At 67.6% G+C, this 23,011-nt stretch carries 12 protein-coding genes; 11 read left to right on the top strand and 1 reads right to left on the bottom strand.

What is annotated here, in order from left to right:
• Positions 1-47 precede the first annotated feature (47 nt).
• The 9 genes from mmsA (at position 48) to ACZ6QQ_RS26445 (ending at position 17,444) form a co-directional block, all read left to right on the top strand.
• The gene (mmsA, locus tag ACZ6QQ_RS26485; RefSeq protein ID WP_465879922.1) at positions 48-1,586 is read left to right on the top strand and encodes a multiple monosaccharide ABC transporter ATP-binding protein; all 1,539 of its coding nucleotides are present in this window, start codon (positions 48-50) and stop codon (positions 1,584-1,586) included.
• Positions 1,583-2,833 (top strand): multiple monosaccharide ABC transporter permease, encoded by a 1,251-nt coding sequence (gene mmsB / locus ACZ6QQ_RS26480; RefSeq protein WP_465879921.1) that lies wholly within the window; start codon positions 1,583-1,585, stop codon positions 2,831-2,833. Before mmsA ends, mmsB begins: the two co-directional genes overlap by 4 nt.
• Positions 2,834-3,188: 355 nt before the next feature.
• On the top strand, positions 3,189-5,798 hold the full coding sequence (locus ACZ6QQ_RS26475) for a glycoside hydrolase family 43 protein (RefSeq protein WP_465879919.1): 2,610 nt from the start codon (positions 3,189-3,191) through the stop codon (positions 5,796-5,798).
• A 133-nt stretch (positions 5,799-5,931) separates the two neighbouring features.
• Entirely contained in the window at positions 5,932-8,358 is a 2,427-nt protein-coding gene (locus ACZ6QQ_RS26470) for a family 43 glycosylhydrolase (RefSeq protein WP_465879918.1), read from the top strand.
• Positions 8,359-8,402: 44 nt separating this feature from the next.
• Positions 8,403-9,035, top strand: coding sequence for a hypothetical protein (locus tag ACZ6QQ_RS26465; RefSeq protein ID WP_465879917.1), 633 nt, complete (start codon positions 8,403-8,405; stop codon positions 9,033-9,035).
• 57 nt (positions 9,036-9,092) lie between these two features.
• Positions 9,093-10,187, top strand: coding sequence for a COG1470 family protein (locus ACZ6QQ_RS26460; RefSeq protein WP_465879915.1), 1,095 nt, complete (start codon positions 9,093-9,095; stop codon positions 10,185-10,187).
• 298 nt (positions 10,188-10,485) lie between these two features.
• Positions 10,486-12,816 (top strand): beta-L-arabinofuranosidase domain-containing protein, encoded by a 2,331-nt coding sequence (locus ACZ6QQ_RS26455; protein ID WP_465879914.1) that lies wholly within the window; start codon positions 10,486-10,488, stop codon positions 12,814-12,816.
• Between the two features lie 142 nt (positions 12,817-12,958).
• A complete protein-coding gene (locus tag ACZ6QQ_RS26450) occupies positions 12,959-14,599 on the top strand; it encodes a glycoside hydrolase family 27 protein (protein WP_465879912.1) in 1,641 nt (546 codons plus the stop codon).
• Positions 14,600-14,678: 79 nt separating this feature from the next.
• Positions 14,679-17,444, top strand: a complete 2,766-nt coding sequence (locus ACZ6QQ_RS26445) for a glycosyl hydrolase family 95 catalytic domain-containing protein (RefSeq protein ID WP_465879911.1) — start codon at positions 14,679-14,681, stop codon at positions 17,442-17,444.
• Between the two features lie 397 nt (positions 17,445-17,841).
• On the opposite strand, the gene ACZ6QQ_RS26440 is transcribed toward ACZ6QQ_RS26445, so the two are convergent.
• Complete coding sequence (locus ACZ6QQ_RS26440; RefSeq protein ID WP_465880046.1) at positions 17,842-18,402, bottom strand: chloramphenicol phosphotransferase CPT family protein; 561 nt, start codon at positions 18,400-18,402, stop codon at positions 17,842-17,844.
• A 570-nt stretch (positions 18,403-18,972) separates the two neighbouring features.
• Here ACZ6QQ_RS26440 and ACZ6QQ_RS26435 point away from each other — a divergent pair.
• Both ACZ6QQ_RS26435 and ACZ6QQ_RS26430 read left to right on the top strand, forming a co-directional pair.
• Entirely contained in the window at positions 18,973-19,542 is a 570-nt protein-coding gene (locus ACZ6QQ_RS26435) for a DM13 domain-containing protein (protein ID WP_465879909.1), read from the top strand.
• A gap of 282 nt (positions 19,543-19,824) precedes the next feature.
• A complete protein-coding gene (locus ACZ6QQ_RS26430; RefSeq protein WP_465879908.1) occupies positions 19,825-22,920 on the top strand; it encodes an FAD-binding and (Fe-S)-binding domain-containing protein in 3,096 nt (1,031 codons plus the stop codon).
• Positions 22,921-23,011: the final 91 nt, after the last annotated feature.

The raw sequence follows: 23,011 nt of genomic DNA, 5'->3' as shown, positions 1-23,011 counted from the left end.
TCCGACGGCGTCGCGTACCGCGTCGAACCGGACAGAGGACAGTGACCATGGACGACACCATCCTTGAGATGCGTCGCATCACGAAGACCTTCCCCGGAGTGACCGCGCTGGACGATGTCAGCCTCGCCGTGCGCCGGGGAGAGATCCACGCCATCTGCGGCGAGAACGGCGCCGGCAAGTCCACCCTGATGAAGGTGCTGTCCGGTGTTCACCCCGCCGGCTCGTACGACGGCGAGATCCTGTTCGACGGCGAGCCGATGCGGTTCCGCGGCATCCGGGACAGCGAGGCCAACGGCGTCGTCATCATCCATCAGGAACTCGCCCTGGTGCCGCACCTGTCGATCGCCGAGAACCTCTTCCTCGGCAACGAGCGCCGTGGCCGAGGTGGGCTCATCGACTGGAACCGGGCCAACGCCGAGGCGGCGGAGCTGCTGGCGTCCGTCGGGCTGGACGAGAACCCCGTCACCCCGGTCATCCAGCTCGGCGTGGGCAAGCAGCAGTTGGTGGAAATCGCGAAGGCGCTGTCGAAGAAGGTGCGCCTGCTCATCCTGGACGAGCCGACCGCCGCTCTCAACGACGTCGACTCGGCTCACCTGCTCGGCCTGCTGCGGCAGCTCAAGGGCCGGGGGATCACCTGCATCATGATCTCCCACAAGCTCAACGAGATCACCGCGATCGCCGACTCGACCACGGTCATCCGGGACGGGCGCGCCGTGGAGACCCTCGACATGCGAGCCGACGACGTGAGCCAGCGGCGGATCATTCGGGGCATGGTCGGGCGCGATCTGGACAGCTTCTACCCGGACCGTGTGTCGTCGCCCGGTGAGGAGGTGCTGCGGATCGAGGACTGGACGGTGCGGCACCCGACCCAGGACCGGCTGGTCGTCGAGGGTGTCGGTCTGTCCGTTCGCGCCGGTGAGGTCGTCGGGATAGCGGGGCTGATGGGGGCCGGGCGGACCGAGCTGGCGATGAGCGTGTTCGGCCGGTCGTACGGCCGCGACATCGCGGGCCGGTTGTTCGTGCGCGGGCGGGAGGTCGGCGCCCGTACCGTCGCCGAGGCGATCGGCAACGGCATCGCCTACGTCACCGAGGATCGCAAGCGGTTCGGACTGAACCTCATCGACGATGTCTGCCGCAACGTCTCCGCCGCCGCCCTGGACCGGCTGTCCCGCCTGGGCTGGGTCAACGGCAACGAGGAGATCAAGGTCGCCGAGGCGAGTCGGCGGGAGATGAACATCAGGGCGCCCAGCGTGATGACGGTGGTCGGCAAGCTCTCCGGCGGCAACCAGCAGAAGGTTGTCCTGTCGAAGTGGCTCTTCACCGACCCGGACGTGCTGATCCTGGACGAACCGACGCGCGGGATCGACGTCGGTGCCAAGTACGAGATCTACCAGATCATCAATCGGCTGGTCGCCGACGGTAAGGCGGTGATCATCATCTCCTCCGAGCTGCCGGAGCTCCTCGGGATGTGCGACCGCATCTACACCCTCGCCGCCGGCCGGATCACGGGTGAGAAACCGGTGGGCGAGGCGACCCAGGAGAGCCTCATGAGGCTGATGACCAAGGACAAGGAGTTCGTCGGATGACCAGCATCAAGACCCCCTCGACGGAGCGTCCGACGCCTCCGGACGGCGCGCCGGCCGCCGCGCTGCACACCGGGACGAGCGACCTGCGGGCCCTGGTGCTGAACAACCTGCGGCAGAGCGGGATCTACGTCGCCCTGGTCGTCATCGTGGCGTTCTTCGCGATCCTGACCGACGGGGTGTCGCTGAGCCCGGGGAACATCACCAACATCGTCCTGCAGTACTCGTACATCCTGGTGCTCGCGATCGGGATGGTCATCCTGATCATCGGTGGGCACATCGACCTGTCGGTCGGGTCGGTGGTGGCGCTGACCGGGGCGGTCTCCGCCGTCCTGGTGATCCAGCAGGGCTTTCCGTGGTGGGTCGGCATCCTGGCCGCGCTGGCGGTCGGCGTGTTGGTCGGCGCCTGGCACGGGTTCTGGGTGGCGTACGCCGGCATCCCGGCCTTCATCGTGACCCTGGCCGGGATGTTGCTGTTCCGCGGTCTGACCCTGCGGGTGCTCGACAACATCTCGCTGTCGCCGTTCCCGGCCGAGTACCAGCGGGTCGCGGCGGGATTCCTCAACGGACTGCTCGGCGGGCAGGGCTACGACGCCTTCACGCTGCTGATCGGCGTCGTCGCCGTGGCCGGGTACGCGGTGAGCGGTTTCCGTACCCGGGTCGCGCGCATCCGCTACCAGCAGCCCGTCGAGTCGTTTCCGCTGTTCGTCGCCCGGGTGGCGGTGGTCGGGGCGGTCCTCATGTACTTCGCCTGGCAGTTGGCGCACGCCCGTGGGCTGCCGATCGTACTGATCGTCCTGGCGGTGCTCGTGCTGGTCTACGGCCTGCTCACCCGTCGTACGGTCTTCGGCCGTCAGGTCTACGCGATCGGCGGCAACCTCTCCGCGGCGGCGCTGTCGGGGGTGAAGGTCCGCACCGTCAACTTCTGGATGTTCGTCAACATGGGTTTCCTGGCGGCGGTGGCCGGCGTCATCTACTCGTCGCGGTCCAACGGTGCCCAGCCCGCAGCCGGCAACATGTTCGAACTCGACGCGATTGCCGCCGCCTTCATCGGTGGCGCGGCGGTCACCGGGGGAGTGGGTACCGTGGTGGGCGCGATGGTCGGCGGTCTGATCATGGCGGTCATGAGCAACGGTATGCAGCTGATGGGCGTCGACCAGTCGACGCAGTCGGTGGTGAAGGGTCTCGTCCTGCTCGTCGCCGTGGCCTTCGACGTCTACAACAAACGCCGAGCCGGCTCGGCCAGCTGACGCTGGAGCCGGCCGCACCGCGACCGCGCGGCCGTGTTCCCTGGCGACACCGGTGGGTGGGAAAACGCGCGCGTCGTCGCCGGTGGATGGGTACACGGTATTACGGGGATACTTCGGGCACGTTTCATAGATGCTCTTGACAGGCATTGTTAGCGATAACAAGATGGCCTTCACGCCGCTCTCGCGTTTGGAGCTCGCCTTGGCTGTGTCGATCCGCTCGCGTGTCCCCAGGCCCCACCGCAGATCATCGTTGAACAGCCCCAATGTCGCGCTTCAATGTGTCGTGACCGTGATGGCACGGATCGGCGCCACGGTTCACACTCGCCGGCCCGGCCCACTGCGCACGCTCGCAACGGTGGGCGTCCTGCTCGGTGCCAGCCTCGTGGCAACACCCGCCGTGGCGCACGCTGCCGAAGGGTGGTCGCCCCGATCGTCGTACACCTCCACCGACACCGGCGCCGGCACGTACGCGGTGCCGCTGATCAACGCCGACGTGCCGGACATCAGCGTGGAGCGCGTACCGGCCGGCGAGAACGACGAGGGTCGGGACATCTACTACATGATCAGCACGACCATGCACCTGAGCCCGGGTGCGCCGATCATGAAGTCCTACGATCTCGTGAACTGGGAGATCGTCAACTACGTCTTCGACCGGGCGAACATCGGCGACGCGTTCTCCCTGCGCAACGGCCAGAACTCGTACGGCCAAGGTCAGTGGGCGTCGTCGCTGCGCTACCACGACGGCATGTTCTACGTCGCCTTCAACACCAACAACCTCGGTGGGGCGTACCTCTACCGCACCGACGACATCGAGAACGGCGCCTGGCAGCGCACGCCACTCGGTCGTGGTCTCCACGACCCGTCCCTCTTCTTCGACGTCGACGGCACCCCGTACATCTTCTACGGATCCGGCGGAACGAGCGCCGTACGGCTCAACGCCGGCCTGACGGCCATCGAGCAGGACTACCCGAACATCTTCACGGCGAGCAACTACGCGGGGCAGCCGTTCATCGGCGGTCTGTTCGAGGGCGCCCAGTTCTACCACATCGACGGCTGGTACTACGCCGTCATCATCACCTGGCCGTCCGGGCAGGGACGCCAGGTCGTCATGCTTCGCTCCAGGGAACTGCTCGGGCGCTACACCTCCGCCGGTGGTGTGAACACCTACGAGGCGCGCGGGGTGCTCAACTCCAACGGCTTCGCGCAGGGCAGCCTGGTGCCGATCGCCCGCGACGGCGGTGCGACCGACTGGCACGGGATGTTCTTCCGTGACACGTTCCCGACCGGGCGGATTCCGGCACTCATCCCCGCCGTCTGGCAGGACGGATGGCCGACCTTCGGCGCCAACGGGGTCGTGCCGGTCAACGGCGTGTTCGCCAAGCCGATCCGGCTCAGCCCGCAGGAGGAGGTCTTCGAGCGCCAGAAGAGCATCGTCGCCTCCGACGACTTCGCCAACGACGCGCCGCGGAAGGCCTACCAGGACGAGCAGTGGACAATTCCGGAGCCACCCGATGTCGACGAGTCGCTCATCGGCGTCGAACTGCCGACCAATTCCGGGTACGAAGCGTCCGGGGACGTGTCGACCGGGCAGTGGACGACGGTGTCGGGACGGTACGTCGTACCGGCGGCCGCCAACCTCGGCACTGTCAAGTTCGCCGTGGAAACCCCGTGGGCGAACCCGCAGCCGCCGTCGTCGAGCGTGGAGTACCTGATCGACGACGTCTCGATTGTCGGGCAGCCGTCAACGACCGAGTACCCGACCGAGGCCGAGATCGCCCCCAACGGATCGCGGCTGGACCTGGCGTGGGAGTGGAACCACGCTCCCGACAACCGCCACTGGTCGCTCACCGACCGGGACGGATGGCTGCGGCTGACGACCGGCAGACTCGTCACCGGCCAGTACGTCTACACCAAACTGTCCAACCGCGCCGAGTTGGCCTGGTTCGAGGAGGCACGTAACACGCTCTCGCAGCGGACTTTCGGGCCCCGGCAGTCGGTGGAGACCAGGATGGACGTCTCCGGGATGAAGAACGGTGACGTCGCCGGCCTGGCCGCCTACAACCGCGGATTCTCGTACGTGGCGGTCAAGCGCGTCGGCGGTGTCAACACGGTCGGCGTGGTCAACCGGGTCTCGCCTTTCGCGGTCGACCTCGACCAGTCGACGCTGGAGGCCTTCGTGCCGGGCACGACGGTTTCGTTGGGTGACGCGACCGAGGTGCACGTCAAGGCGGATCTCGACTTCGCCTCGCCGCTCGGTCAGTTGTGGACGACGTTCTACTACAGCCTGGACGGGCTGGAGTGGACCCGGCTGGGCAGCCGTGTCGGCCCGCAGACTCTGGACGGCAGCCTCGCGCACTTCATGGGTCACCGGATCGGCCTGTTCAACTACGCGACGCAGGAGACCGGCGGGCGCGTCGACTTCGACCACTACCTGCTCAGCGACACGCTGACCGCGCAGGCCCGGCCGCTGGACACCAGCGCCCTCGACGCGGCCATCGCGTACGCGGGGACGCTCGACGGGCGCCACTACCCGGCGGATGCCTGGGCCGCGACGCAGTCCGCTCTCGCGGAGGCCAGGTCGGCGCGGGCCGGACGGTTCGGCACCCAGAACCAGATCGACGCGCCGGAGCGGGCGCTCAGCTACCGGTTGGCCCGGCTCGGCGTGCTCGCGGCGATACCGGTCACGGTCACCGCGCAGGCGCGGTGCCTGGGTGGCAGGGCGTACGTGGCGGTGCAGGCTCGCAACGATCATGACGGTTCGGTCGGGATCGGTCTGGAGACCCCGTACGGGGAGCGGTCGTTCGAGGGTGTGGCGCCGGGGTCGAACGTGTACCAGTCGTTCAACACGCGGGCCGCGTCCGTGCCGGCCGGGTCGGTGACGGTCCGGGTGGCCGGGGCGCTCGGAGGCAGCGACGTGATGACCGTACGCACCGTGCGGCATCCCACCATCACCTGCGGCGGATAACCCCGGCGCGAGTCCTCACCTCACCGGTCGAGCCGGTGACGGCGGCCGACCCGCATCCGAAGCCGCCCGAGGACGCATTCCCAACGGTCTCCCGTACACCGATGACCCAGTCAGAGATGAAGGAGGATGTCTCGTGGAACAACACATGCGACGGGCGACCCGAGGAGGGGTCGCGGTGATCGCGACGGTCGGCATGGTCCTGGCCGCAGGGATCTTCGCCAGGACGGCACCCGTCCAGGCCGCCGACACGAATCTCATTGTCAACGGCGGGTTCGAGGGGGGCCTGGCGAACTGGTTCGTCAACAACGGGAACTCCGCCGACGGCGGCCAACTGTCGGTGACCTCGGACGCCTACTCCGGTCAGGGCGCCGCGCTCGTCGCCAGCCGGACCACGACCGGATCCGGTCCGATGCAGGACCTGAGCGGGAAGGTGCAGGCGGGGCAGACCTACGTGCTGACGGCCCGCATCAAGTACGAGAACCCGAGCGGGCCGGCGACCAAGCAGTTCTTCGCCACGATGCACTACGGCGCTGCCACCTACACCAACCTCGTCAGCGTGGTCGCGACAAAGGGCCAGTGGGCGCAGTTCAACGGAACGTTCACGATTCCGGCGACGCAGAACGTCTCGACGGCGCGGCTGTTCTTCGAGACACCCTGGACGAGCACGCCGTCCTCGGACCCGAACCTGCACCTCATGGATTTCAAGCTCGATGACGTCTCGGTGGTCGGCGCCGCGCCACCGGCGGCGCCGTCGAAGACGATCGAGGTCGTCGGCAAGCTGCCGGGGGAGCACAACCCGTTGATCGGGCACAAGTTCGGTGCCGATGGATTCGGCTTCGTGCACGACGGCCGGGTGTATATGTACCTGACCAATGACACCCAGGGCTACGCTCCCGACCCCGTCACCGGCGTCTCGCCGGGCATCAACTACGGCGACATCAACCAGATCACGGTGATTTCCTCCGCGGACCTGGTGAACTGGACGGATCACGGCGAGATCCAGGTCGCCGGCCCGAACGGGGTGGCGCCGTTCACCGGCAACTCGTGGGCGCCCGGTATGACCAAGAAGGTGGTGAACGGCGAGGAGAAGTTCTTCCTCTACTACGCCAACGGCGGCGGCTCCAGCAACGTGATCACGGGTGGGTCGCCGCTCGGTCCGTGGATCAGCGAGCGTACGAGCACGCTGATCAACGGCAGTACTCCCGGTGCCGAGGATGTCGCGTGGAAGTTCGACCCGGCTCCCTTCGTCGATGACGACGGCCAGCCGTACCTCTACTTCGGCGGTGGTCCCGCGTCGACGAGCATGCCGCCAGCCGAGCGCTTCAACAACCCGAAGAACATCCGGGCGATCGAACTCGGCGACAACATGGTCTCGACCGAGGGATCGGCCGCGGTGGTCGACGCTCCCGTCGCCTTCGAGGCGGGCCACGTCTTCAAGCGCGAGGGCAGGTACTACTTCTCGTACTCCTCGCACTTCGGCGGGAACGACTTCGGCGGCCCGCAGACGCCGCTTCCCGGCTACCCCGGCGGCGGCCAGATCGGGTACATGATCTCCGACGACCCGATGTCCTGGCCGAAGGAGGCCTATGCCGGCGTGCTGTTCCCGAACCAGTCACAGTTCTTCGGCGCCGGCACCGGTGGCAACAACCACCAGTCGGTGTTCGAGTTCGAGGGCAAATACTACTTCACCTACCATGCTCCGACGCTGAACAAACGCATCAACGGGAACACCACCCAGGGGTACCGCAGCCCGCACATCCAAGAGCTGACCTTCAACCCGGACGGCACGATCCAGCAGGTCGTCGGCACCTATGCCGGCGTCAACCAGGTCCGGAACTTCGACCCGTACCGTGTCTTCGAGGCCGAGACCTTCGGCTGGAGCAAGGGTGTCTCGACCCGGAAGGTCGACGGCGGCTCCGCTCAGTTCGGTGCCGCGGCGCCGAACCTGGTGGTGCGCGACATCGACAACGGCGACTGGACCGCGCTGTCGTCGGTGGACTTCGGCGACAACGGCGCCCGGAGCGTGACGGCAAAGGTGCGAGCGCTCGCGGCCGGCGCGCGTATCGAGGTACGGCTGGACCAGCTCACCGGCCCCGTGGTCGGCACGATTCCGGTCGACACACCGTCCGGCGAATGGGCCGAGGTGACCGCCGAGCTCGACGGCGTGAGCGGCGTGCACGACGTCTACTTCACCTTCACCGGCCCAACCGGCGTCGACCTCTTCGAGATCGACTCCTGGGCCTTCGAAGCCGCGACGGGCCAGCCCGAACTGCCCGTCACGGTCACCGCGCAGGCGCGGTGCCTGGGTGGCAGGGCGTACGTGGCGGTGCAGGCTCGCAACGATCATGACGCTTCGGTCGGGATCAGTCTGGAGACCCCGTACGGGGAGCGGTCGTTCGAGGGTGTGGCGCCGGGGTCGAACGTGTACCAGTCGTTCAACACGCGAGCCGCGTCCGTGCCGGCCGGGTCGGTGACGGTCCGGGTGACCGGGGCTCTCGGAGGCAGCGACGTGACGACCGTACGCACCGTGCAGCATCCCGCCGTCACCTGCGGCGAATAGGCCCACCACGTCCCCTGTCAACCAACGATGACAACGGAGATCACATGAACACAGGTAAACGACGGCAGGTGCTCGCGGCCTGCGCCGTCGGTGCCGCTCTGGCCGGGGCTGCGGTGCTGCCGTCGCCCGCCGTCGCCGAGCCCGGCGACGACGCCGGCGTGCGGGTGACGGTCGACATCGCCGAGATCAGGGAACCGGGGGTGCTCGCCCTGTCGATCGCCGGCGACGCCGTCGCGTTGGCCGAGGACGGCTCGACCCTGCTGGTTCGTCAGTTCGTCGGCACGCTGCCGACCGTGACGGTCACCGACACCCGCGTCGCCGACGAGGTGCCCGACGGTGCGAGCTGGGCCGTGCTCGGCAGCGCCACCGACTTCGACGGCGGTTCCGGCCAGGATCCGATCAGCGCCGAACACTTCGGCTGGAAGCCGCGCCTGCTCGACGGCGGTGACACCGGCCTGGTCACCGAGGGCGAAGAGGTCGTGACCGTCCTCGACGAGGAGACCCTGCCCGGCAACAATGTCGGCCTGGTCGACCAGGAACTGCTGGTCTCGGCCTTCGACTCCGAGGCCGTAGCCAGCGACTCGTACTCCGTCAACGCCGACCTGTACCTGCGCACCCCGGCGGACGTCGCCGCCGGTGAGTACAGCTCCACGCTCACGCTCTCCCTGTTCGAGTAGTGGTTCGGCGGGGGTCTGGACCAGGCCCCCGCCGGCCTGGGTCGAAGGGCCGTCGTCATGACCGTCACCCCGCTGCGCCGGGCGCTCACCATCCTCGCTGCCGCGATCCTCACGACTGCCACCTCGCCGACCGTGGCGGCGGCCGAACCGGACCCGAAAGCCTTGACCTGGACGGTCCAGCCGGCCACCCCGAGCGGGCCGGACGAGCGGCGGTGGATCAACACCAGCCTCGACCCGGGAGAGGTCGTGACCGAACACCTGGCGGTACGAAACTTCAGCCGCACCGCCGTCGTCTTCGCGCTGAAGGCCGCCGACGCCTACCTCACCGACAAGGGCCGCTTCAACATGCTGCCGTCCGACCGCCCCTCGGTCGACGGTGGCACCTGGATCGACGTGCAGGGGAAGGTCACCGTCGGCGCCAACGAGACGAAGGTGGTGCCGTTCACCATCACCGTGCCCCGGAGCGCCACGCCGGGTGACCACCCGGCCGGCATCGCCGCGACCGTCACAAGCACCGGAGGTACGGTCAACGTCGAGAGTCGAGTCGGATTCCGGGTCATGGTGCGGGTCAACGGCACCGTTCAGGCGGCCCTGCCCGTCCAGAGCCTGAGTGCCATCTACACCCCGTCGTGGAATCCCTTCGCGGGCGGCACGGTTCGGGTCCGCTACACCGTGACGAACGACGGAAACGCCTGGGTCACCGGAAGGAGCCGGGTAGCGGTCTCCGACATCCTCGGCCTGACCAGTCACGACGCCACCGGTGACGTCGAGGAACTGCTTCCGGGCGGTAGCCGGGAGGCCAAAATCCGCGTTGACGGCGTCTGGGCGCTGGGACGCCTACGAACAACCGTCACCACGACCCCGACCCTGCTCGGCGACGACCAGGCCGACGCGGACCTCCGGCAGGTCTCCGCCAGCGTCACCACCTGGGCCCTACCGTGGGCCCAGCTCGCGTTGCTGATCCTGTTCGCCGCGCTGCTCCTCGGCCTGCGGGCCACAGCCTGGCACCGCCGACGGCGGCTGGCCGGGCTGGTCGCCCGCGCTCGGGAGGAGGGTCGGCAGGAGGGCCGGGAGTCCGTGCTCGTCGCGGGTTCACCCTCCGGTGGTGAACCCAGCCAGGGCAACGCTCGCCGGCAACCGGGTACGCGGTGACCTCCGAAGGCATGGATCCTGGGATGTTAACGATAATAAGGATGCTGTCGGCCTCACGGGATGTCAGACGCTGCCGGTGCGCCGGATCCGCTTGATGTGCGGGTGTCAAGCCGGTCCTGGCCAGCAAAATCACCGTCGCGAAGAGGGATATCGTACTGACTCTCTTGAATGTAAGGGCGACCGGACGTAACATGTACGACACATGTTAGCGCTCACTTTCGTAAGGATCGTGAGGCAGGGGTCGGCGTTTGTCTCCGCTCCGTCCCACCCGTCCCCGGCGAAGCACTCTGGAGGATTCATGTCATCCCTGCGCCTCAGCCGGCGTCACGTACTGGGCGCCGCAGCCGGCGGTGTGCTGGCCTCGGCGACCGGTGCCGAACTCCTTGGCTCACGCCCGGCGATGGCCGCCGAACTCCCGCCGGTGCGCGCGGACATCGGGGTCTCGGCGTACCCGTTTGCGCTGGGTCAGGTTCGGCTCACCGCCGGGCGGTTCCTGGACAACCAGACCCGCACGCTGAACTACCTGCGATTCGTGGACGTGGAGCGGCTGCTCTACAACTTTCGGGCCAACCACCGGTTGTCGACCAACGGCGCGGTTGCGACCGGCGGCTGGGACGCCCCCACGTTCCCGTTCCGGACCCACATGCAGGGGCACTTCCTGACCGCCTGGGCCCAGGCATATGCGGTGCTGGGTGACACGACGTGCCGCGACAAGGCCAACTACATGGTCGCCGAGATGGCCAGGTGCCAGGCGAACAACGGAGCCGCCGGGTTCGGCGCGGGCTATCTCTCCGGCTTCCCGGAGTCCGACTTCACCGCTCTTGAGGCGCGCACCCTGAACAACGGCAACGTTCCCTACTACTGCATCCACAAGACACTGGCGGGGCTGCTCGACGTGTGGCGGTACGTCGGGAACACCCAGGCGCGTACGGTGTTGCTGGCGCTCGCTGGGTGGGTCGACACCCGTACGGCGCGGCTGACCGCGAGTCAGATGCAGGCGATGCTGGGCACCGAGTTCGGCGGAATGAACGCCGTGCTGACCGACATCTACCAGCAGACCGGCGACGCTCGCTGGCTCACCGCCGCACAGCGGTTCGACCACGCCGCGGTCTTCAACCCGCTCGCCAACAACCAGGACCAGCTCAGCGGGCTGCACGCGAACACGCAGGTGCCCAAGTGGGTGGGTGCCGCGCGTGAATACAAGGCCACCGGCACCACCCGCTACCGTGACATCGCCCGCAACGCGTGGAACCTCACCGTCAACGCGCACACGTACGTCATCGGTGGCAACAGTCAGGCGGAGCACTTCCGTCCGCCGAACGCCATCGCGGGATACCTCAGCAGCGACGCCTGCGAACAGTGCAACACCTACAACATGCTGAAGCTGACCCGGGAACTGTGGCTGCTCGACCCGACCCAGTCGACCTACTTCGACTACTACGAGCGGGCACTGGTCAACCATCTGGTCGGCGCCCAGAACCCGGCCGACAGTCACGGCCACATCACCTACTTCACGCCGCTGAACCCCGGCGGTCGTCGGGGCGTGGGTCCGGCCTGGGGTGGCGGCACCTGGAGCACCGACTACACCACGTTCTGGTGTTGCCAGGGCGCCGGTATCGAGACGAACACGAAGTTGATGGACTCCATCTACTTCCACAACGGCACCACGCTGACGGTGAACCTGTTCGTGCCGTCGGTGTTGACCTGGTCGCAACGGGGCATCACGGTCACGCAGAGCACCGCCTATCCGGCCAGCGACACGACGACCCTGACGCTCGGCGGCACGATGAGCGGATCGTGGAGCATCCGGGTGCGGATTCCCGCGTGGACCAACGGCGCGACGATCAGCGTCAACGGTCAGGTGCAGAGCGTGGCGACGGGTGGCTATGCCACGATCACCCGGACGTGGGCCGCAGGTGACACGATCACCGTACGTCTGCCCATGCGCGTCATCATGCAGGCGGCGAACGACAATGCCAACGTCCAGGCGATCACCTATGGCCCGGAGGTGCTGTGTGGCAACTACGGCAACTCCACCGTCGGTTCGCTACCCGCGCTGACAGTCTCCTCGATCACCCGGACCAGCGCGAGCGCGCTGACTTTCACCGCGACCGCGAACGGGTCCACGGTCAACCTCGTGCCGTTCCGCGACGCGCATGGTTTCAACTACACCGTCTACTGGAACACCGGCTCGGGTGGCGGCACCGGCAACACGTACAAACTGGTCAACGCGGCGAGCGGCCTGGTGCTCGGGGTGCAGGGCATGTCCACCACGGACGGCGGTCTGGCCGTGATGTGGGGAGACACCGGGACCGCCGACCACCAGTGGGTCATGGTGGCCGACGGCAACGCTGTTCGCTTCAGAAACGTCAACAGCGGAAAGGTGCTCGGAGTGGAGAACATGTCGACCGCCGACAACGCCGTGGTGTTGCAGTGGTCTGACAACGGTACCGCCGACCATCGTTGGACACTGACTGACAACGGCGACGGCACTCACAAGATCCGTAACGTCAACAGTGGCAAGGTTCTCGGCGTCCTCAATGGGAACGCCGCCTGGGGTGCGCAGGTCGTGCAGGACGCCGACAATGCCAGCTCCGACAACCGCTGGCGCCTCCAGCGCGTCAGTTGAGGTCTGAAGGACCGCCGGGCCCCGGCGTCCTGGTTCGGCTTTCATGTGCGCGTACCGGTTCGGCGGGGACTCTTCTGGGTTGAGAACTCGACCGCTCCGAGACGGCTGGTGCGCGCCGTCGATCGGCGCGTGAGGAGGCAAAATGCAGTGGAAATCGCGATGGTTGACAGTCCTGAGCCTGGTGGTGGTGGCCGCGTCCGCGGCAGTCGTCGGGACGCACTCGCCACGATCGGCATGGGCACTCGACAACGGCGTGGCTCGTACTCCGCCGATGGGCTGGAACACCTGGAACACGTTCGGCTGCAACATCAACGAGACGTTGATCAGGCAGATGGCAGACACCATGGTGACCAACGGGATGCGCGATCTCGGTTACCGATACGTCGTGGTCGATGACTGCTGGTTCGACCCCAACCGGGACTCACAGGGCAACCTACAGGCCCATCCGAGTCGCTTCCCGAGCGGAATGAAAGCGTTGGGTGACTATCTGCACGCCCGTGGCCTGCTGTTCGGCATCTACCAGTCGCCCATGGACCAGACCTGCGCCCAGTACTTCGACGCCTTTCCCGGCTCGACCGGGAGCCTCGGACACGAGGTCCAGGATGCCCGGCAGTTCGCCGCGTGGGGCGTGGACTACCTGAAGTACGACTGGTGTTCGCCCGCTGGATCGATCAACGACCAGGTCGTGGCGTTCGCGAAGATGCGCGACGCGTTGGCCGCGACCGGTCGGCCGATCGTCTACAGCATCAACTCGAACAGCATCCACGAGAAGACCGGGCCGATGCGCAACTGGGGCGATGTCGCCAACCTGTGGCGTACCACCGAGGACATCACCAACACGTGGAACAGCGGCCAGACGAACGGATACCCGATGGGAATCCAGAACATCGTCAACGTCAACGTCCCACTGTCCTCGTACGCCGGGCCCGGGTCGTTCAACGACCCCGACATGCTGGAAGTGGGTCGGGGCGGCATGACCGACACCGAGATGCGCAGCCACTTCGCCCTCTGGGCGATCATGGCGGCGCCCCTGATGGCCGGGAACGACCTGCGCTCCGCTGACTCGGCCACCCTGACGATCCTGCGCAACCAGCACCTCATCGCCGTCAACCAGGACTCCCTCGCCCTCCAGGCAGTGCAGGTGTCGAACGACCAGACCAGGCGTGTGCTGGCCAAACGGCTCTCCAACGGGGACGTCGCGGTGGCCCTGTTCAACCAGGGCAGCTCCACCACGACCGTCTCCACGACGGCGGCGGCGGTCGGCAAGACCGGCAACTCGTTCAGCCTGCTCGACGCGTGGACGAACGCGACCACCAGCACGTCGGGCACGATCTCCGCCAACGTCCCCGCCCACGGGACGGTGGTCTACCGGGTGAGCGGCGGCGGGACGGTCGAGCCACAGCCGACATTCCGACTGCGCGGCGAATCGTCCGGCCGGTGTCTCGACGTGAATTCGGGGTCGTCGACGAACGGGACCGCGATGGTGATCTGGGACTGCCACAACAATGCCAACCAGATGCTCAGCCAGAGCGGTCAGACTCTCCAGGTCCTCGGCAAGTGTCTGGACATCCCGGTGAGCGCGACCGCCGGCACGCAGGTACAGATCTGGGACTGCAACGGCGGCACCAACCAGCGGTGGACCCACAACGGCAACGGCACGATAAGCAGCGTGCGGTCGCCGACCCTCTGCCTCGACGTGAGCGGAGCCGCCACGACCAACGGCACCGCCGTGATCGTCTGGAACTGCCACACCGGCGCGAACCAGCGGTGGACCCGGACATGACGACGCCTGGGCCGGGGTTCGACGTCGCGTCTCCCCTCGGGGCCGCGGGTGCCCCCCTACGACCGGCTTGGAGACAGGCATGCCGAAGGTGACACGAAGGAATGTGCTCAGGGCTGGGGCCGTGGGGACCGGAGCCGCGTTGCTGCCGGCCGCCTGGAGCGCCACCGCCCGGGCCGGCTCGGTGCCGCCGCCGCAGGTGCTCGCCGCCGGCGATATGGCGCTGTGGTACGACGAGGAGGCCGGCACCGACTGGCTTCGCGCGCTGCCGATTGGCAACGGGCGCCTCGGCGCCATGGTGTTCGGCAACGTCAACACCGAGCGGCTACAGCTCAACGAGGACACCATCTGGGCCGGCGGCCCGTACGACTCCGCCAACGGCCGGGGCGCGGCCGCCCTGGCCGAGATCCGGCGGCAGGTCTTCGCGGACCAGTGGACCCAGGCGCAGGACCTGATCAATCAGACCATGATGGGAACCCCGGGCGGGCAGCTCGCCTACCAGCCCGTGGGCAACCTTCGGTTGGCTTTTGGCTCCTCCGGCGGGGTGTCACAGTACAACCGGACGCTCGACCTCACCACTGCCACCGCCACCACTACGTACGTGCTCAACGGTGTCCGGTATCAGCGTGAGGTGTTCGCCAGCGCACCCGACCAGGTGATCGTGATCCGGCTGACCGCCGACCGAGCCGGCTCGATCACGTTCAACGCCACCTTCGACAGTCCTCAACGGACGAGCATGTCGAGCCCGGACGCCACGACCATCGCCATCGACGGCGTCTCCGGCAACATGGAGGGTGTCAACGGCTCGGTACGGTTCCTCGCCCTGGCCAATGCTGTCGCAACCGGCGGCACGGTCAGCAGTTCCGGCGGCACGCTGCGGGTGGCCGGTGCCACGAGCGTGACCCTGCTGATCTCGATCGGCTCCAGCTACGTGAACTACCGCACCGTCAACGGCGACTACCAGGGCACCGCACGTGCCCGCCTCGGTGCCGCCCGGAACGTGGGCCTCGATCAGCTGCGTAGTCGCCACCTTGCCGACTACCAGGGGCTGTTCAACCGGGTGACCATCAACCTGGGCCGCACAGCCGCGGCCGACCAGCCGACCGACGTACGGATCGCGCAACACGCGAGCACCGACGACCCACAGTTCTCCGCCCTGCTGTTCCAGTTCGGGCGATATCTGCTGATCTCCTCATCGCGGGCGGGCACTCAACCGGCGAACCTGCAGGGCATCTGGAACGAGTCGATGGCACCGCCCTGGGACTCGAAGTACACCATCAACGCCAACCTGCCGATGAACTACTGGCCCGCCGACACCACGAACCTAGCCGAGTGCATGCTCCCGGTCTTTGAGATGGTCAAGGACCTGTCCGTGACCGGGGCGCGGGTCGCCCAGGCCCAGTACGGGGCCGGCGGCTGGGTCACCCACCACAACACGGACGGATGGCGTGGTGCCTCGGTCGTCGACGGGGCCCTGTGGGGAATGTGGCAGACCGGCGGCGCGTGGCTGGCCACCCTCGTCTGGGAACACTACCTGTTCACCGGAGACGTCGAGTTTCTCCGGTCCAACTACGCGGCTCTGAAAGGCGCCGCCCAGTTCTTCCTCGACACCCTGGTCACCCATCCGACGCTCGGATACCTGGTCACGAACCCGTCGAACTCGCCGGAACTCGCTCACCACGCGAACGTCAGCGTATGCGCGGGTCCGACGATGGACAACCAGATCCTGCGCGACCTGTTCGAGGCCGCTGCCAGAGCCAGCGAGGTTCTCGGCGTCGACACCGCATTTCGATCGCAGGTGCGCACGGCAAAGGACCGGCTCCCGCCGATGCGCGTCGGCTCACGCGGCAACATCCAGGAGTGGCTCGCCGACTGGATCGAGCCGGAGCGGAACCACCGCCACATCTCCCACCTGTACGGGCTGCACCCCAGCAACCAGATCACCAGGCGCGGAACACCGCAGTTGTACGAGGCCGCGCGCCGGACGCTGGAGCTACGCGGCGACGACGGAACCGGGTGGTCCCTCGCCTGGAAGATCAACTATTGGGCCCGGATGGAAGAAGCCGCCCGCGCCCACAAGCTCGTCCGGGACCTGGTGCGAACCGATCGGCTCGCGCCGAACATGTTCGACCTGCACCCACCGTTCCAGATTGACGGCAACTTCGGTGCTACCTCCGGTATCACCGAGATGCTGCTACAGAGCCACAACGGCGAGTTGCACGTGCTGCCCGCGTTGCCGACCGCGTGGCCCACGGGGCAGGTCGCAGGACTGCGAGGTCGAGGCGGATACACCATCGGCATGACCTGGACCAGCGGCCAGGCCGACGAGATCCGGATGCGGGCGGACCGCGACGGCGTGGTGAAACTCAGGGCTCGGCTCCTCACGGGAAGCTTCACGCTCGTCGACGTCACCGACGGCAGCACACCGACCACCACGCGACCTGAGGCAGATGTCGTCCAACTCAACGTCCGCGCCGGTCACACCTACCGCGTGGCGCGGACCAGCGTGTCACCGTCACCGACCCTCACCAGCACTGCCTCGCCGTCCGGCGCGCGGGCGGTGTACGCAGTGACGAACTCGTGGTCGGGCGGCTTCCAGGGCGAGGTCACCGTGACCGCGGGCTCGGCCCCGATCCGCGGCTGGACCGTGTCCTGGACCTTTCCCGACGGACAGGTCATCGGCCAGATGTGGAACGGCTCGTACACGCAGAGCGGGGCGAACGTCACGGTGGCGAACGTCGACTACAACGGGTCGTTGCCCGCGGGTGGGTCCGCCACCCTCGGCTTTGTCGCCACCGCGAACGGAGCCAACACCCCACCGACCAACCTCACCTGCACGACGAGCTGATTCGGTACGACGGTCCTTGAGGCTCCGCTGGACCGAACCCACGTGCAGAGCATCTCGGCGCCTATGTCGGTCACGATTCTTGACCGAGCCATGTCGTCCCGGTCCGCCGGGTGGGCCGGAGCCGCCCGCCCCACCCGGTACGGTCACCGGCCGGTGGTACGCCGACCGCCGGCCGGTGACCATCCCTTACCCGCACCGACTCTGTCGCTGATCATGTGACGATGTCCGGTGGACTACCAATATCTGAGCCGTGCTCTCGGTACTTTAGAAGACACTCCTGCCCCATCTGTCCAACATGGTTATCGATCTAGCGGAACGGTCGGCAACCGCGATCAGGGTGCGGACGCGTTCGCGGGCTCGGCGAAAGTGATGTCCACACCCCGGCATGAGTGGGCAGTCAGATGTCACGACGGCGGAGCCGATCGAACGCCTTTGGCGACGGGACAGCGCCCAGTGCCTCTGCGATCGCGGTTGCACAGGCATCAGGACCGGTGCTTGTGGTGTCTACGGCGATGTCGAACTCGCCGTGCGCGTAGACCGTGTTCTGGGAACGGGCCAGACCGATGGGCCGATCTCCGCGACTTCGCTCGCGCCGGTCGAGCTCCTCCTGAGAGCAGCGAACCTCGACGAGTGTAACGTCGTATCCCTCCAATACATCGAGCAGGTCGTTCACACGCCACCGCTCGCTCAACGGATAGTCCATGATGATGTCGTTTCCCGCGGAGGCGAGTGCAGCCACCGCTCGGTGATAGCCGAGACGGGTTCTCCTCAGCATCTCGCGGACCTCCGTGTCATCGAGCACACGAGTGTGAACGGTGGAGCGCATGGCGCCGACCGCGTCAACGGGAACGAGGAACCAGGGGTCGGGCAGGAGCGGCAGGAGTGCCTGACCGATGCTGCTCTTGCCGGAGCTCGAAGCGCCGTTGAGCAGGATAATCCGGCCCCTCCGCCCTGGCATCACCCCGAGACCCTAGCGCCGCGAGCTCATCGGCACGACCGGCGTTGGCTTGATCGTTGCGCTGCGGGCGCTACGCGACGCGCGGTCGGCGGCATGAGCGGATACTGACTGGTCGCGGGGCTCGGCACCCGAAGCGGTAAGGCGTGCCGGCCACTTGGCTCTTGAAAGCCTGTCCCATAGTCGCAGCACTTTCTCGCCATGAGCGGTGGTGGGTACGGGCGCCCGCGTCAGCCGAGCGACGAGGTCGCGGAGCGACGCGAACGACGCGACGCACGGATTCGCACGGATCGGATCGAGCTCGCGATGGCGGAAGTGGAGGACACCCCGCCGACCGACGACATGGAATTTGGACCCGGCCGTGACACGCGTACGCGGCGCCGATGTCTTCCGTCACGCCCTGCGCCGGCAGCAGCGGGGTGCGCGGCTGACCGGCGGGTGAGCGGGCGTGGCGTGCCCGGTCGTGTGTGACCAAGCCGGTCGACGCCGCCCATCTCACCGGAACGTCGCGCCGTAAGACTCTCGCAATGACTGTGGCCATTTCCGTCGGTGCCGTCGCCGTATTCTCGACGAATGTTGAAACGGGTCTTCCGGTCACCGCTCGCCTGGGCCGGTGTGGTGCTTCTCGGCATCGTGGCGGCGTTCGGCCTCTACTGGTTCCAGCCGTGGAAGCTGGTCACGGACACCTATGTCGATGACGCCCTACCCGTTGCGCTGGCGACGACGAAGGCCGCACCCGGCGCATCCGGCACGGCCACGGCTGCTCCGGCGTCCGCCGCGCCGGCCGGGAACGAGGTACTGGCCGCAGGGGTCTTCATCACGCACGAACACGCGACGACGGGGCGTGCGGAGATCGTCCGACAGCCCGACGGCCCGAACCTGCTCGTGCTGCACGATCTCGACACGTCGAACGGGCCGGACCTGAGGGTATGGCTGACCGACCAACGGGTGGTCGCGGGTACGGCAGGCTGGCGGTTGTTCGACGATGGCGAGTGGTTCGAGGTGGCGCGACTCAAGGGCAATCGCGGCGACCAGGTGTACGAGCTGCCGCCGTCGATCGATCCGGCGGCCTTCCGCAGCGTCTCGATCTGGTGCAAACGCTTCGCGGTCTCGTTCGGGGCGGCGGAACTGAAGGCCGCCTGACCCGCGAGCATTCCGCTGACCCGTACGGGGGCGCTCGTCAATGTCGACGGGCCGGGCCGTCGCGAGGCGTACCCGGACCACGAACCGCGTCGACTTCGAGCATGGGTGCCCGCGCGGCCACAGCGAGCGATCTTGCGATAAGTGCCTGGAGTGCGGGCTCTTGCTGTAGATATAACTTTATGGGAAAAGTGTCCGAAGGTTCGGTTATGGTCGGCGAGTTGAGGTAGCAGTGGAGCGACCCGTCGCCGTCGTCGCGCGGAACACGATAAGTGAGCAGCTTTCATGAGCACGGTCTTCCTGCCCGAGCCGATCGTCAGGCCACCCGCGCCCGCCGTCGATGTCGACCTGCGGGGGCTCGAAGCGGACCTACGTGCGATGGTCGACGGTGAGGTGCGCTTCGATGCCGGCTCCCGCGCGGCCTATTCGACCGACGCCTCGAACTACCGACAGGTCCCGCTCGGGGTGGTGGTGCCCCGGACCGTCGACGCCGCCGTGGCCGCGGTGGCGGTGTGTCGGCGATACGGCGCCCCGCTGGTCTCCCGTGGCGGCGGGACAAGCCTGGCCGGAGAGTGCACCAACACCGCGGTCGTGCTGGACTGGTCGAAATACTGCAATCGTCTGCTGGAGGTCGACCCGGATCAGCGAACCTGCCTGGTGGAGCCGGGCATCGTGCTCGATACGCTCAACGAGCAGCTCCGACCGGTCGGGTTGGAGTTCGGCCCCGAACCCGCCACCCACGATCACTGCACGATCGGCGGGATGATCGGCAACAACTCGTGTGGTGCGACCGCGCAGCGGACCGGCAAGGTCGTCGACAACGTGGTGGAGCTGGAGGTGCTGCTCTACGACGGCACCCGGATGTGGGTCGGCGCGACCAGCGACGAACAGTACGCCGAGATCCAGCGCCTGGGCGGCCGCCGCGCGGAGATCTACCGGCGGTTGCGGGCACTGCGTGACGAGTACGGCGACGAGATCCGGGCCCGTTACCCGGACATCCCACGGCGGGTGTCCGGGTACGACCTGGACAGTCTGCTGCCTGAACGAGGCTTCCAGATCGCCCGTGCGCTGGTCGGTTCGGAGAGCACGCTGGTCACCGTGCTGCGCGCGCGGCTGCGGCTGCTGCCCGCCATCAAGGCCCGGTCGCTGGTGGTCCTGAGCTATCCCGATTTCGCGAGTGCCGGTGACGACGTACTGCGGATATTGCCCTTCGACCCGATCGCGCTGGAGGGTATCGACGACAAGTTGTTCCGCTTCGAGCAGCGCAAGGACCTGCACCCCGCCGCCCTGCACAAAATGCCCCCGGGGGGCGCGTGGCTGTTCGCCCAGTTCGGGGCCGACACGAAGGAAGAGGCCGAGGCCGCCGCCAACCGGTTCGCCGAGGCTATGCGCCGCGCGGGTGGCCCGGGTGTGCACCGTTTCGAGGACGAGGCGGACGAGAGGCAGCTCTGGGAGGTACGCGAGTCCGGACTCGGCGCGACGGCCCACGTACCCGGCGAGCACGACGCCTGGCCGGGCTGGGAGGACTCCGCGGTGGCGCCGGACCATCTCGGCGACTACCTGCGCGACCTGGATCAGCTCTACCGGGAGTACGGCTTCGAACAAGCCTCCCTGTACGGGCACTTCGGCCAGGGCTGTGTGCACACGCGGATCCCGTTCGAGCTGCGTACCGCCGAGGGCGTACGGCAGTTCCGTTCGTTCGTTGAGCGCGCGGCCGACCTCGTCCTGCGGTACGGCGGCTCGTTCTCCGGGGAGCACGGTGATGGGCAGGCCAGGGCGGAACTGCTGCCCAAGATGTTCGGTGAACCGCTGATGCGCGCCTTCGGGCAGTTCAAGGCCGTGTTCGATCCGGAAGACCGGATGAACCCGGGCAAGGTCATGCCGCCATACCCGCTCGACAGCCACCTACGGCTCGGTGTCGACTACGACCACGGGCCCACCGACACGGTGTTCCGCTATCCCCAGGATGGTGGCAGCTTCGCCCACGCCGTGCTCCGGTGCGTGGGGGTCGGGAAATGCCGCCGGGAGCACGGCGGCGTGATGTGCCCCTCCTACATGGTCACGAGGGAGGAGGAGCACTCCACGCGGGGCCGCGCCCGGCTGTTGTTCGAGATGCTCGACGGCAGCGCGCGCGGCGGCACCATCGCCGACGGTTGGCGGTCCGACGCCGTACACGATGCGCTCGACCTCTGTCTGGCCTGCAAGGGCTGCAAAGCGGACTGCCCGGTCAACGTCGACATGGCCACCTACAAGGCGGAGTTCCTCTCCCATCACTACGCGGGTCGGCTGCGGCCGCGCGCCCATTACTCCATGGGCTGGTTGCCGGCGGCCTCGATCGTGGCATCGCTGGCGCCGAGGTTGGTCAACGCGGTGGCGCACGCCCCCGGTCTGGCCCGGATCGTGAAAATGGCCGCCGGGGTGGACCAGCGTCGTGAACTACCGATCTTCGCCGAGCGGACGTTCCAACGTTGGTTCGCCGGGCGGCAGCCCGGCGGCGACGGGTCTCGGGGTGAGGTGCTGCTGTGGCCGGACACCTTCACCAACCATTTCCACCCCGGGGTGGCCCAGGCCGCCGTCGAGGTCCTGGAGGCGGCGGGTTGGCGGGTCCGGGTACCGGACCGGCAGCTCTGCTGTGGCCTGACCTGGATCTCCACCGGGCAACTGCACACAGCGAAACGGATACTGCGACGTACGGTCGACACGCTGCGGCCCCAGCTGCGCGAAGGCACCCTGATCGTGGGGTTGGAGCCGAGCTGCACCGCCGTGTTCCGCTCCGACGCGACCGAGCTGTTCCCCGACGACCAGGACGTACGGAAGCTCGCTCGGCAGACCGTCACACTCGCCGAGCTGTTGCGCGAGCACAGCCCCGGATGGCAGGCCCCACAGGTGCCCCGCACCGCACTGATCCAGACCCACTGCCATCAGCACGCCATCCTCGGCACGGAGGCGGACCGGGCGGTGCTCGCCGACGCCGGCGTACAGGCCGATTTCCTCGACTCCGGCTGCTGCGGACTCGCCGGGAACTTCGGCTTCGAACAGGGCCACTACGAGGTGTCGGAGGCGTGCGCCGAACGCGCCCTCCTTCCCGCCTTACGAGCCGCGAACCCGCACGACGTGATCCTTGCCGACGGCTTCAGCTGCCGTACCCAGGTCGAACAGGGCGCCACGAACGGCCGCCAGGCGATCCACCTGGCCGAACTGTTGCGTGCGGGTCTGCGCGGCGACCACGGCGGCCCACAGCCGGAACGCGAGATGGCGCAACGTCCTACCGGCCCCACCGCCGGTCAGCGGGCCGGTACCGCCACCGCGGCAGGACTCGCGGTGGCGGGCGCGCTGACGGCCGCCGGCGTGCTCGCCCGACGCTGGGCATCGGGGCGCTGAAAGCGTCATGCGCGATGGTGGACGATGCGCCGTCAGGGGCACGGCTTGATCATGGGCGTGGTTTCCGTGGCGGCGAGCGTGACAAAAGCGG

This window comes from Micromonospora sp. NPDC049529 (assembly GCF_055586685.1).
This window is presented reverse-complemented; position numbering and strand designations above follow the sequence as displayed.